Genomic DNA, 12,750 nt, shown 5'->3' on the forward strand with positions numbered 1-12,750 from the left:
CGCCTCGTCGTGCGCGGCTTCCTCAGCGAGATCGTGCAACAAATCGGCTCCCCCCTGCTCGAAGAACGCCTCCAGGCGGCCATCGAAGCAGAACTCACCGCAACAAAGGACAACTGACATGGCATCCACCAAGATTTGTGGCTTCGACGAACTCGGCGTCAACGAGGCAGTCAAAGTCGAAATCGATGGCGTCCCCATCGTTGTCGTCCGCGACGCCGCCGGAGACGTCTTCGCCATCGGCGACACCTGTACCCACGGGGACATCTCTCTGTCCGAAGGTTTCGTCGAGGGCGACACCGTCGAATGCTGGGCCCACGGCTCCAAGTTCTCTCTGAAGACCGGCAAGCCGCTCAACCTCCCGGCCTATGAGCCGGTCCCGGTCTACCAGGTCGACCTGGTCGACGGCGTTGTCTACATCGACCCAGCCGTCACCGTAGCCGTCTGACGCGGGCCCAGTCCCGCACCGGCCGATCGGCCACCCAACTTGTCGGCGTACGCGCCGGAGAACGAAAGAGAATTCCATGTCAGTTCTACAGATCATCGACCTGCACGTCAGCGTCTGGACCGACCAGGGCACCAAGCAGATCCTGCACGGGGTGAACCTGACCATCAACGAGGGCGAGATCCACGCCATCATGGGCCCGAACGGCTCCGGCAAGTCCACTCTCGCCTATACGATCGCCGGTCACCCGAAATACACCGTCGACAGTGGCTCGATCCTGCTCGACGGCGAAGAGGTCACCACGATGACCGTGGACCAGCGCGCCCGCGCGGGCCTGTTCCTGGCCATGCAGTACCCGGTGGAGATTCCCGGCGTCACCGTGACGAACTTCCTCCGCACCGCGAAGACCGCGATCGACGGCAGCGCGCCGCCCATCCGCAGCTGGATCAAGGATGTGCGCGAGTCGATGAAGCAGCTCCGCATGGACAAGTCCTTCGCCGAACGCAACGTGAACGAGGGCTTCTCCGGCGGTGAGAAGAAGCGCAACGAGATCCTGCAGCTCGAACTGCTGAAGCCCCGCTTCGCGGTGCTCGACGAGACCGACTCCGGCCTCGACGTCGACGCGCTCAAGATCGTGTCGGAGGGTGTGAACCGGGCCAAGGAGCACACCGGCCTGGGTCTGCTGCTGATCACGCACTACACCCGCATCCTGCGCTACATCAAGCCGGACTTCGTGCACGTCTTCGTCGACGGCCGCATCGCCGAGCAGGGTGGCCCCGAGCTCGCCGACCGCCTCGAAGACGAGGGCTACGATCGCTTTCTCACCGAATCGAACGTGGGTTAGGCACATGGTTTCAACGCTGCCCCCGGCGCGCTTCGATGAAATCGAAGAGGCGCTCAAAGACGTCATGGACCCGGAACTCGGTATCAACGTGGTCGACCTCGGGCTCATCTACGATCTGGGCTGGGACGATGAGAACGATGCCCTGATCATCCACATGACCCTGACCTCGGCCGGCTGCCCGCTGACCGATGTCCTCGAGGAGCAGACCGCCGAGGCGTTGGACGGCGTCGTCGACCAGTTCCGCATCAATTGGGTCTGGATGCCGCCGTGGGGTCCCGAGAAGATTACGGACGACGGCCGCGACATGATGCGGGCCCTCGGCTTTTCTATCTGATCTTCCCCGAACGCACGCGAAAACCCCGATTTCCGGAGAGAATCGGGGTTTTCGGGTTAGATGGACTGCCGATAGCCGAAGAACTCATGGTCGTTGTGGTAACCACCAAACCCCGCACCGATCTCAGAGAAGTCCTCAACGAACTCGATTCCCTTGATCCACTTCACCATCTTGAAACCCAGCTGCGTTTCGTTGCGCAACCGAAGCGGTGCTCCGTGCCCGAAAGATATGGTCTGCCCGTTGAGGTCATAGGCGAGCATGGTCAGTTTGTAGCTCATCTGCTCGATGGGTTGGGCGTCGTAGTACGTGCCACCATCCGGACCCGCCGCGAAGGAATAGAAAATGACCCACTTCGCCTCGGGTTTCGGCTGCACCAGATCCAGGATCGTCTGCATTGAGATTCCGCCCCACTTCGCCACCCCTGACCACCCCTGAATACAGAAGTGCTGGGTGATCTGATCGTGATAGGGGAGACCCTGCAACTGTGCAAGGTTCAAATCAACGGGGTTCTCGATGAGCCCGTTGATCCTCAGTGTGTAGTCCGCGAAGTTGCCCGCTCGAAGCGCCTGGTATTCCTCGGAGTCCGGGTATTTGCCGTTGTGCCAGAAGTACGGCGAAATGTCCTTCTCCGTGTACTGGCCGGGGTTCGCGTCGATGTGTTCAAATAGGCGCTGCGCGCGGCCGATCAGCGCGAAACCGACCTTCTGCACCACACGAGGATGCCGATAGGTGAAAGGCGTGGCTGCGAGCCATCCTCCGATGACGACGACCATCGAAGCCGCGAAGATCCCGATGCCGACCCACGATTCACTGTCCTGAGACGCATACATGTGGTTGAGGTTGCGCAGGGCGCCTGTGGTCATCACCAGGGTGACGTGCACAACGATGAACATGACGAACCAGCAGAGCACGAAGAAGTGCAGCGAACGGGCCACCTGGATGCTGAACACCGAGCTGATTTTACGGAAGCGGGTCGACAGCGCGGGGGACATGCCGAGGCCGGTGACCAGGGCGAGAGGCGCGGCAATGAAAACGGTGATGAAGTAGGCGATCAGCTGCAGACTGTTGTAGTTGGTCCACCCGCTCTCGGCCGGCCAGTCCAAGGACAGGTACTGAAGGGCGGCCGACGCGGCGTTGGGGACGACGTCCCAGCTCAGCGGGACCACGCGCATCCACTGCCCCGTCGCAAAGATGAGTACACAGAAGATGATTCCGTTGAGCAGCCAGACCGTATCGACGCCGAGGTGCCACCACCGTGCGAGACCGATGGAGTGACGGCGCCCCGGCAGGCCGACACCATCGGGCAAGGTGATTGAGTCCTCCTTCGCCGTGTAGAGCGGATTGCTCGGCACCGGCTTCTGCATGCGAAACCAGTCCTTACCCGGTGTCGAGTGCCGGGTCCAGTACAGCCGCGGATGGTCCGCCATGATGCTGACACCGGACCGGATGATGAAGATCATCATGAAGAGGTTCAGGAAGTGTTGCCAACCGACCCACGCCGGGAACCCGACCGGGGCGTTGTCGGGCAATGCAGTCGCTCCCGGATACTGGCTCATGAAGTCCTGCACCGCGGGCATCTCCCGCAGCCCCTTGGCAATGGCGATCCCCACGATCAGCAGGACCAGTCCAATGGGAATCAACCACAGCAGATTGAACCACTTGTCCGTGCCGATCCGCACCCGCGGGGCAACGCCGTACTGGGCAGGGACCCGGCCGGCCCAGTGGTCATCCACCACGTGGTACCGCTTCGTGTCCAGTTCCTCCCGAAAACTTCTCCGCGTCCCCCCTGCTCCAATGTCTGTTGCAGGAATATTTCGATCAATCGAGTTTGTATCCATACCGTCCCCATTTGAGAAGCAGGACGCCTCCCCAACCGTGTCGGGAGTGCGACATACAGCACGGTTATGCCCATCTCCTGCTTGCTGCCTGCAAGTATCCTCCTATTAAACGGAATATATTCCGCATTAATCCGGTTAACCCCCCGGGGGAGTCGATCCGTGCCCTCGGCTTCTTCATTTGATCCGCATTTGATCCGCGTCTGATCCACTCCTGATCCACTCACGTCGAAGGGGCACCGGCCATCTGGCCGGCGCCCCTTCGACGTATCCTGAGCGGTGATCCGATCCTGGTCACTCGTCCGATGTATTCTCCTCAGTGCCCATTTCCCGAGCGTCCGTTTCAGCGGACGACGCCAACTTAGACGGCTCCCAATTCTCCAAATTGATCAGGGACGGGTGCGGCCAGACGTCGGTCTCACCCTCCTCGAACATGTCGCCCACAGGGCTGATGGTTTCCTGTTCCCCATCTGAGCCGGACGGGGGAGGCCCGTCCGGGTTCGGCGGGGGTGGTGCGGCTGATTCGTGGCCCATCGTCGACCTCCTCGCATTCGTGCAGCAACCGCTGCGGCTGCAGCCGACGGTAGGCCTTCGTCCTGTTCGCCGCTAGACGAGTGGGTGACTGCTTCACGGCGCACGCCGTGGAAGCCGGCGGATGGCCTATCGTGCGCCAGCTTCCACACGGTGCGCCGCGGGACGCGACAGGCCTGACCACCGGTCGGCATCGGATGCGGTACGCCTTCGTGACGATGACGGACACGGAAGTGGGGTTCGCGAACAGGTCGAGAACCGGGCAGTGCGCGTCGACGGTTACCCGCAGCTCCTGGTAGCGCTCATCGGATTCGGGACCGGTGATGGTGATGTGCAGGCGGATCGCTGAGAAGCCGGCCCGCACGTCCTCGCTTATGCCGAACAGCCTCCGCACGTCGAGGTCGCCCTCCGCGGCAATCTCGATCTCGTCGACCTGGATGCCCAGCACCTGGGCGTAGAGGCGGTAGACGACCACCTGGCACGAGAGCAGGGCGCCGAGCGCAATCTCGACGGGGCTGGCTGCCACATCGTCTCCGGCCAGGGCTCCGGGCTCGTCGACGAGGAAGACATGCTTGCCGGCCGTGATGCGGGTGGCGACCGAGCCTTCGCCGGCGGCCGTGACCCGGTAGGTCAGTTTCGCTTTCGACGTCTCAGCGCTGATGCGCTCACTCCAAGCGGTTCCGGCGGCGATGAGGCGGCCAGCACGATCTTCGGCACGGGGGGAAAGCGCGGCGGGCGTCTGCACGAGTGTCATGCCTAACCATAGGAGGCCAGTTTGGCCCGGGCACCCCGCCCGGTCACACAACGTCATGGCCGAGCGCTGCCGCATGGTTCCCGGGTCGAAATGCACCCTGCTAGAACCTTATTCCAGTGTGTAGAATGACATTCTAAGAAGAAGGGTGAAGTCCCGATGAGCATCAAATCCCGCCGGGAGGCCCAGTCGAGCGAGACCCGCACCTTGATCGTGCGGGCCGCGCTCCAACTGATGCTTGAGCGAGGGTACATTTCCACCACTCTCGGCTCGATCGCCGCCGAGGCAGGCGTCGCGGTGCAGACCATCTACAACTCGGTCGGTGGCAAAGCCGCCGTTCTCTCCGCCGTGCTCGACCGCGCGGCCGCACGTGCACACGAACCGGAAGCCGGCCCCCCACCGCTGCGCAGTCAGATCGCCGGAGCGCGCACGGCCGCCGAGATCGTCCGAATCCTGACCGGCTGGATCGCCGACCTGAACGCCCAGACGTCCGGGGTGCACCGCGTGATCGCCCAGGCGGCCGGAGTCGATGCAGACATCGCGGAGCTGGAGATGCGGCGTTCCGCCCAGCGACTTCTCCAGTACGGCGAGGTCGCGACCGCGCTGCGCTCACGGCACAGCCTGCGCGGGGGAGTGAGCGACCACGAGGCGGCGGCAACGGTGTGGGCGCTCGGGCATCCACAGGCCTACCGGTCTCTGGTCCTCGACCTCGGCTGGTCGGATGCCGCTTACCGGGACTGGCTGGCGAAGGCGCTCCAGGGGGCACTTTCGCTTCCCGGCGCACACCGAGGCGCAACCGATCAAATATAGTGGAGAGTTGGCCCGCTTCGGCCAGAAAATTCTACGACTCCCCTGAACGGACTGTTGCTGTGCTGAGTGTGCAAAATCTCGAAATCCGAGTTGGGGCGCGCGTGCTCATGGAAGACGTCAGTTTCCGCGTTTCCGCCGGTGACAAGATCGGCCTGGTCGGCCGCAATGGGGCTGGTAAGACCACACTGACGAAGACTCTGGCGGGTGAGACAGTTCCGACCAACGGCTCGATCGACCGCACCGGTGAGATCGGCTATCTGCCCCAGGACCCCCGCTCGGGCGACCCGGACATGCTCGCTCGGACCCGAATCCTGGATGCCCGCGGCCTCGGCACGATCTCCCTGGGTCTTGCCCAGGCCGGTATCGACATGGGCAGCGACGACCCCAAGACCAGCGCCAAGGCCATGCGCACCTACGGCAACCTCACGGATGAGTTCAACGCGCTCGGCGGCTATGCGGCCGAGGCGGAAGCCGCGTCGATCGCCAGCAACCTGAACCTTCCCGACCGCATTCTCGACCAGCAGCTGCGAACCCTGTCCGGCGGACAGCGTCGCCGCATCGAACTCGCCCGTATCCTGTTCTCGGCCGCGGAAACGATGATCCTCGACGAGCCCACCAACCACCTCGACGCCGACTCCGTGGTCTGGCTGCGGGAGTTCGTCAAGAACTATCGCGGCGGATGCATCATCATCAGCCACGACATCGAGCTGGTCGGCGACACGGTGAACCGGGTGTTCTACCTCGACGCCAACCGCATGGTCATCGACATCTACAACATGAACTGGAGGAACTACCAGCGGCAGCGCGTGGCCGACGCGGACCGTCGTAAGAAGGAACGCGCCAACGCCGAGAAGAAGGCGTCGACCCTCCAGCTGCAGGCCGCGAAGTTCGGCGCCAAGGCGAGCAAGGCTGCCGCCGCCCACCAGATGGTGGCGCGCGCCGAGAAGCTCCTGTCCGGACTGGACGCCGTGCGGGCAGTCGACCGCGTCGCCAAACTGCGCTTCCCCGAGCCCGCCGCGTGTGGGCGCACCCCGCTGATGGCCACCGACCTCTCCAAGAGCTACGGCTCGCTGGAGATCTTCGCGGCTGTGGATCTGGCCATCGACCGCGGCTCGAAAGTGGTCATCCTCGGCCTCAATGGTGCGGGCAAGACCACACTGCTGCGCATGCTCGCGGGCGTGGATAAGCCGGACACCGGAGAGATCGTGCCCGGCCACGGCCTGCGGATCGGCTACTACGCGCAAGAGCACGAGACGATCGACGTCAAGCGCAGCGTGCTAGAGAATATGGTGTCCTCCTCGCCCAACATCACTGAGATGGAGGCGCGCCGGGTTCTGGGCTCGTTCCTTTTCACCGGCGACGACTCGCACAAGCCGGCCGGGGTTCTGTCCGGTGGCGAGAAGACCCGGCTGGCCCTGGCCATGATCGTGGTGTCGGGCGCGAATGTTCTGCTGCTCGATGAACCGACTAACAACCTCGACCCGGCCAGCCGCGAGGAAATCCTCGACGCCCTGGCGCACTATGCAGGGGCTGTCGTCCTCGTGAGCCACGACGAGGGCGCTGTCGAGGCGCTGAACCCCGAGCGCGTGTTGATCATGCCCGATGGCACTGAGGATCACTGGAACAAGGACTACCTTGATCTGATCATGCTCGCCTGATCACCCTTCCTGCGCTCAGCACACTTCCCGGGCCTACTGGCCCGGGCATTCGTGTCTCCGTGTCCCTCTGACCTGCCGATCATCTGCCGTCGATGAGCTCGTCCTCGATTTCCGAGTCGCTGCGCGGTTTGGCAGCCTGACGGCGGACACGCTCGGCGGCGCGAACGCGCTCGTCCGGGTCGTCGAAGTTCACGGCTCGGTACTCCTGCCGGATGGCCCAGCCCAGACCGACGAAGCCCATCAGGGCGAACACGAACCATTGGAATGCGTAGGACAGGTGAGGCCCCTCGTCTTTGACCGGGCGGGTGACCGCCACGGGACGTTCGTCCGGCGTCGGTTCCTCGGAAGCCATCAGCCCGTACGCGCCGGTGTACGTCGGAAGGTCCATCCGGGTGGACACCTCGTCGAGGTTGATCGTCGCGATCTGGTCGCCCGTGGCCGACCGCCCGGCCAGCGAAGGCTCACCGGCCTTGAGCCGGGCGATGACGGTGACCACCCCCGAGGGGGCGGTTGGCACGGATGCCGGGGCGTCGGGGGTCTGCCCGGTCGGTAACCAGCCCCGGTTCACGATGAAGACCGAGCCGTCGGCGAGTAGCAGGGGAGTGAGAACCTCGAAACCCGGGTTGATATTGAGCGGGCGGTTGCGCACGATCAGCTCGTCGTCCGTCAAATACGTGCCGGTCATGACAACGGGCAGCCACTTCTGAGACGCGGAGAACGCGTCCAGACCAGGCAGAGCCTCGGCCAAGGGAACCGGGTCCGCCGCATAGTTGGTCTCCACTTTGTCCATTTCGGAGAGGGCGTCGGAGCGGCGCGCGAGCTGCCAGAGACCGAGCCCGGAGCAGACGGCCGCAAAGAGGATGGTCAGCGCGAGGTATCCGGCCCAGCGCCGGGTGAACGCAAACTTCCAGCCGATCACGCCGGCCCGGCTTCCGGCTCTACAGCCTCAAGGGAGACCGGCAGAGGCGAGACGGCTAATGGGAAGTCTCGACTGGCCAGGAAATCGCGGAGGTAATCGACGTGCAGGTCGCAGGCCAGCCAGGTCTTCACGCGGCCTCGAGCGTGTATACGGGGATTGCGCCAGTCCAACCGCCAGTCGGCGTTCTCACGACAGCCGGCGCGCGAGCAGTTCGTCGTTTCGAGATCGGCGCCGAGGCCGATCACGTTCCGCTCTCGTCATTGTCCGGTCCGCGAGGCGGCGCCCGGAACACCTGCACGGCTCCCGGTCGGACGACCGTGGACGCCACGGCGCTGCCCTGAACATTCGCAAAGACGACCGCGAAGTAGGGAAGGGCGATCGCGCCGATGGCGCAGACGAGCAGCCACCAGCCCTGGACGAAGAGCATCAGCACGATGCAGACCATCCGGATGCCCATGGCGATCGAGTATTTGATCATCCGGGCACGACGCAGCTCCTCGGGTGAGGGGGGGAGCGAGGTGATCGACTGCTGCTTCATGGATGCCATCGATTCGGTCAGTCGGGGGAGTTCTCCCTGTAAATTCTACGTCTCGTCGGACTCAAACGTAGACGCCCTAAACTGGAAAATACGTGCGTACGGCTGTTCGTTCGCTGAGAAAAAGAGATTGGACCCAGCATGACGACTGGCAGAACTGTCCTTGTCACCGGGGGAAACCGCGGCATCGGATTCTCTATCGCGGAGGAGTTCATCAGGCAGGGACACCGCGTCGCGGTCACCGCCCGCTCCGGGGACGGCCCCAGCGGCAGCCTGACGGTGCGCGCGGATGTGACGGACGCCGCATCCATCGACGCCGCGTTCTCCGAGATCGAGGCGGCGCTCGGCCCCGTCGAGGTGGTTGTCGCCAACGCGGGCATCACCAAGGACGTGCTGCTGATGCGCATGAGCGAAGACGACTTCACCTCGGTCATCGACACCAACCTGAGCGGCGCCTTCCGAGTCGTGAAGCGTGCGTCCAAGGGGATGCTCAAGGCCCGGTTCGGCCGCATCGTGCTGATTTCCAGCGTGGTCGGCCTGTACGGCTCCGCGGGACAGGTCAACTACTCCTCCTCGAAGAGCGGTCTGATCGGTCTCGCCCGTTCGGTGACCCGTGAACTGGGCGGGAGGGGCATCACGGCCAACGTCGTCGCACCGGGTTTCATCGAAACCGATATGACCGCAAAACTCTCCGAGTCGCAGCAGGCCGACTACAAGCGCAGCATCCCGGCGGGACGATTCGCGACTCCGGTCGAGGTGGCTCGGGTTGTCACCTGGCTTGCCGGGGACGACGCCGGGTACATCTCCGGCGCGGTCATCCCCGTCGACGGCGGACTGGGGATGGGGCACTAACCGCGCAGACCGAGTATCGGCAGGACCTGGCTCAGGTCGCGGGTATCCAGGGCCAGGTCCGCCTGCGCCCTCACGATCGGTTGCGCGTTGAAAGCGATGCCCAGACCGGCTGCCCGCATCATCGTGAGGTCGTTTGCTCCGTCGCCGACGGCGACGGTCTGGGGCAGGGCTACGCCCTCGAGGGCGGCCCACTCCCGCAGGGCCGCGGCCTTGGCGGCGGCGTCGATGACGGGTCCGACCAGGCCGCCGGTGAGGCGACCGTCGGCCACCTCCAGCCGGTTCGCCCGCCAGTGATCGAGGCCGAAGGCGGCAGCGAGCGGGTCGAGCACCTCGTGGAAGCCGCCCGATACCACCCCGATTCTGCTGCCCTGGGCGTGCAGGCCGTCGATGAGTTCCTGCACCCCGGGAGTCGGACGGACGAGCCGCCCGACCTCCGCGAAAACATCCGTGGACAGTCCGGCCAGAGTCTTGACCCGGAGCCGTAGACTCTGCGCGAAATCGATCTCGCCGCGCATGGCCTGCTCGGTCACCTCGGCGACGAGGGCCAGCGAGCCGGCCGCATCCGCGAGCAGCTCAATGACCTCGTCTTCGATCAGGGTGGAATCGGCGTCCAGGACGACGAGGAAACGAACGAACTCGGTCACGGGTGGACGTGGACTCCCTTGCCGACGACGGTGATGCCGGACTCGGTGACGCTGAAGCCCCGTGCGCGGTCCCGCTCACGATCAATGCCGACTTCCGCTCCGGCGGCGACCACCACGTCCTTGTCCAGAATCGCCCGACGCACGGTCGCACCCGGTTTGATCTGCACCCGGTCGAAAACGATCGAGTCCACCACCTGGGCGCCGGAATCGATGGCGGCCCAGGGGCCGAGAACGCTGCGTTCGATGTGCGCTCCCGAAATGACGCAGCCGAGGGAAACGATCGAGTCGATCATGGTGCCGAGGAAGCCGCGTCCGTCCCGGACGAACTTCGCCGGCGGAGAGTTGAGCTGCTGGCTGAAGATGGGCCACTTCTGGTTGTAGAGGTTGAAAACGGGCAGTGCGCTGATCAGGTCCTGGTGCGCCTCGAAGAAGGAGTCGATGGTACCCACGTCGCGCCAGTAGTCGCAGTCGCGGTCGGTGGATCCGGGGACGTCATTGAGCTTGAGGTCGTAGACGCCGGCCTCACCGCGGGACACGAAGTCGGGAATGATGTCGCCACCCATGTCGTGGCTCGAGTCGGCGCGTTCGCCGTCGCGCAGGACGGCCTCGATCAGCGCCTCCGTGTTGAAAACGTAGTTGCCCATGGACGCGAAGACCTCGTGCGGGGCATCGGCGAGGCCGACGGCATCCTTCGGCTTCTCGCGGAAATCACGGATGCGGTCCGGCGTCGCCGCGTCGACCTCGATGACGCCGAACTGGTCGGCCAGACCGATCGGCTGACGGATGGCCGCGACGGTTGCGGCGGCTCCGGAGGCGATGTGAGCCTCGATCATCTGGCTGAAGTCCATCCGGTAGACGTGGTCGGCTCCGACGACGACGACGATGTCGGGCTTCTCGTCATGGATCAGGTTGAGGCTCTGCAGGATCGCGTCCGCGGATCCGCTGAACCAGCGCTTGCCGAGGCGCTGCTGCGCCGGCACCGATGCGATATAAGAGTTGAACAGGCCACCAGAAACGTGCCAGGTCTGGGAGACGTGACGGTCAAGGCTGTGGGACTTGTACTGGGTGAGAACCACGATCTGGGTGAGGCCCGAATTGATCAAATTCGACAGCGCGAAGTCGATCAGCCGGTAATGACCCCCGAAAGGAACGGCCGGTTTCGCACGGTCCTCCGTCAACGGCATGAGCCGTTTTCCTTCTCCGCCGGCGAGCACGATTCCAAAGATCTTCTTTGACTGCATGTCTTTACAGTAGGGCCATTCGTCACGTCGATCCAGCACGAGCGGGTGTGCCTCCGGCCAGCCTGCGCTAGCTTTGCCTAATGCGAGTGGATCTGTTGACCAAGGAATACCCCCCGGAGATTTACGGCGGAGCAGGCGTGCATGTGGCGGAGCTTGTGAAGGCCCTTCGCACCGACATCAACGTCTCCGTGCGATGTTTCGGCGCGCCCCGCGACGCCGTCGACACCCACGCGTATGAGGTGCCGGCGGAACTGGCCGGCGTGAATGCGACGCTGGCCACGCTCGGCGTCGACCTCCAGATGGCGCAGGACGTGCAGGGCGCCGACATCGTGCACTCCCACACCTGGTACGCCAACGGCGCCGGTCACCTCGCGAAGCTCCTGCACGGGATTCCGCACGTTGTGACCGCGCACAGCCTCGAGCCGCTCCGCCCGTGGAAGGCCGAGCAGCTCGGCGGAGGCTACCGGGTCTCCAGCTGGATCGAACGCACCGCCTTCGAAGCCGCGGATGCCGTCATCGCCGTCAGCGGTGGGATGCGCCGCGACATCCTGCGCAGCTACCCAGCACTTGACGCTGCTCGGGTGCACGTCGTCTACAACGGCATCGACCTCGAACGGTGGAAGCCCACGGACGACCGGGACACCGCGCGGGCACTGGGCATTGACCCGGACCGACCGGCCGTGGTCTTCGTGGGCCGCATCACCCGGCAGAAGGGGCTTCCCTACCTGCTCCGCGCGGCAGCCCTGCTGCCACCGGAGGTGCAGCTGGTGCTCTGCGCCGGCGCCCCCGACACCCCGGGCATCCTGGCCGAGGTCACGGCCGGGGTCGAGGCCCTCCAGCGCGAACGCTCCGGCGTGGTCTGGATCGATCGCCTCCTGTCGCAGCACGACCTGGCCGCCGTGCTCACTGCCGGCACCGTCTTCGTCTGTCCGTCGGTCTACGAACCGCTCGGCATCGTCAATCTGGAGGCTATGGCCTGCGGGCTGCCGGTCGTCGGGACGGCCACCGGGGGCATCCCCGAGGTGGTCGCCGACGGCGTGACCGGCCGGCTCGTGCCCATCGACCAGGCCACCGACGGAACCGGAACTCCCATCGATGCCGACCTTTTCGTCTCAGACCTGTCGCGCACCCTGATCGAGGTCCTCGCCGACCCGGCCAACGCCGCCGCGATGGGCCGAGCCGGCCGGGTCAGGGCCGAGCAGATGTTCAGCTGGACCCAAATCGCCACCCGCACCCGGGAGATCTACGCCTCACTACTCTGAGTCGGGCTCCGACTAACCGCTAAAACGGGTGCTGCAGGAATGCCCGGCACCCGCTTCGCGTGTCTGGGCATCGGCGGCGGCAGATAACATGG

General features: G+C 64.7%; 14 protein-coding genes. 7 read left to right on the forward strand and 7 right to left on the reverse strand.

The window, feature by feature from the left end; genetic code table 11:
* Positions 1 to 118: 118 nt before the first annotated feature.
* From E3T40_RS10100 to E3T40_RS10110, 3 genes are all read left to right on the forward strand, one after another.
* Positions 119 to 445 (forward strand): non-heme iron oxygenase ferredoxin subunit, encoded by a 327-nt coding sequence (locus E3T40_RS10100; RefSeq protein WP_134373658.1) that lies wholly within the window; start codon positions 119 to 121, stop codon positions 443 to 445.
* Between the two features lie 76 nt (positions 446 to 521).
* A complete protein-coding gene (gene sufC, locus E3T40_RS10105) occupies positions 522 to 1,286 on the forward strand; it encodes a Fe-S cluster assembly ATPase SufC (RefSeq protein ID WP_134543345.1) in 765 nt (254 codons plus the stop codon).
* 4 nt (positions 1,287 to 1,290) lie between these two features.
* Positions 1,291 to 1,620, forward strand: a complete 330-nt coding sequence (locus tag E3T40_RS10110; RefSeq protein WP_104102197.1) for a metal-sulfur cluster assembly factor — start codon at positions 1,291 to 1,293, stop codon at positions 1,618 to 1,620.
* A 56-nt stretch (positions 1,621 to 1,676) separates the two neighbouring features.
* Here the strand turns inward: E3T40_RS10110 and E3T40_RS10115 are convergent, their stop codons facing one another.
* Together E3T40_RS10115 and E3T40_RS10120 are read right to left on the reverse strand one after the other, a co-directional pair.
* Positions 1,677 to 3,356 (reverse strand): molybdopterin-dependent oxidoreductase, encoded by a 1,680-nt coding sequence (locus tag E3T40_RS10115; protein ID WP_241981740.1) that lies wholly within the window; start codon positions 3,354 to 3,356, stop codon positions 1,677 to 1,679.
* Between the two features lie 517 nt (positions 3,357 to 3,873).
* Complete coding sequence (locus E3T40_RS10120) at positions 3,874 to 4,740, reverse strand: OsmC family protein (protein ID WP_134543349.1); 867 nt, start codon at positions 4,738 to 4,740, stop codon at positions 3,874 to 3,876.
* A gap of 156 nt (positions 4,741 to 4,896) precedes the next feature.
* On the opposite strand from E3T40_RS10120, the gene E3T40_RS10125 reads away from it, so the two are divergent.
* On the forward strand, positions 4,897 to 5,547 hold the full coding sequence (locus E3T40_RS10125; protein ID WP_134543351.1) for a TetR/AcrR family transcriptional regulator: 651 nt from the start codon (positions 4,897 to 4,899) through the stop codon (positions 5,545 to 5,547).
* 59 nt (positions 5,548 to 5,606) lie between these two features.
* The gene (locus E3T40_RS10130; RefSeq protein ID WP_134543353.1) at positions 5,607 to 7,205 is read left to right on the forward strand and encodes an ABC-F family ATP-binding cassette domain-containing protein; all 1,599 of its coding nucleotides are present in this window, start codon (positions 5,607 to 5,609) and stop codon (positions 7,203 to 7,205) included.
* A gap of 79 nt (positions 7,206 to 7,284) precedes the next feature.
* Here the strand turns inward: E3T40_RS10130 and E3T40_RS10135 are convergent, their stop codons facing one another.
* The 3 genes from E3T40_RS10135 to E3T40_RS10145 are packed head-to-tail and all read right to left on the reverse strand — an operon-like array spanning position 7,285 to position 8,662.
* Entirely contained in the window at positions 7,285 to 8,124 is an 840-nt protein-coding gene (locus E3T40_RS10135) for an SURF1 family protein (RefSeq protein WP_134543355.1), read from the reverse strand.
* Positions 8,121 to 8,369, reverse strand: coding sequence for a hypothetical protein (locus E3T40_RS10140; RefSeq protein WP_134543357.1), 249 nt, complete (start codon positions 8,367 to 8,369; stop codon positions 8,121 to 8,123). Before E3T40_RS10140 ends, E3T40_RS10135 begins: the two co-directional genes overlap by 4 nt.
* A complete protein-coding gene (locus tag E3T40_RS10145) occupies positions 8,366 to 8,662 on the reverse strand; it encodes a DUF3099 domain-containing protein (protein WP_104169946.1) in 297 nt (98 codons plus the stop codon). Before E3T40_RS10145 ends, E3T40_RS10140 begins: the two co-directional genes overlap by 4 nt.
* 138 nt (positions 8,663 to 8,800) lie before the next feature.
* On the opposite strand from E3T40_RS10145, the gene fabG reads away from it, so the two are divergent.
* A complete protein-coding gene (fabG, locus tag E3T40_RS10150) occupies positions 8,801 to 9,511 on the forward strand; it encodes a 3-oxoacyl-ACP reductase FabG (protein WP_134543359.1) in 711 nt (236 codons plus the stop codon).
* Here fabG and serB read toward each other — a convergent pair.
* Together serB and glgC are read right to left on the reverse strand one after the other, a co-directional pair.
* Complete coding sequence (gene serB, locus E3T40_RS10155) at positions 9,508 to 10,155, reverse strand: phosphoserine phosphatase SerB (protein WP_134543361.1); 648 nt, start codon at positions 10,153 to 10,155, stop codon at positions 9,508 to 9,510. The two genes, fabG and serB, sit on opposite strands and share 4 nt — an antisense overlap.
* Entirely contained in the window at positions 10,152 to 11,396 is a 1,245-nt protein-coding gene (glgC, locus tag E3T40_RS10160) for a glucose-1-phosphate adenylyltransferase (RefSeq protein ID WP_104102176.1), read from the reverse strand. The genes serB and glgC overlap by 4 nt, the downstream gene beginning before the upstream one ends.
* Before the next feature lie 80 nt (positions 11,397 to 11,476).
* Between glgC and glgA the strand changes: the two genes are divergently transcribed.
* The gene (gene glgA, locus E3T40_RS10165; RefSeq protein WP_134543363.1) at positions 11,477 to 12,658 is read left to right on the forward strand and encodes a glycogen synthase; all 1,182 of its coding nucleotides are present in this window, start codon (positions 11,477 to 11,479) and stop codon (positions 12,656 to 12,658) included.
* Positions 12,659 to 12,750: the final 92 nt, after the last annotated feature.

Origin of the sequence: Cryobacterium sp. TMT1-19 (genome assembly GCF_004403055.1) — a bacterium.
Lineage (GTDB): Bacteria > Actinomycetota > Actinomycetes > Actinomycetales > Microbacteriaceae > Cryobacterium > Cryobacterium sandaracinum.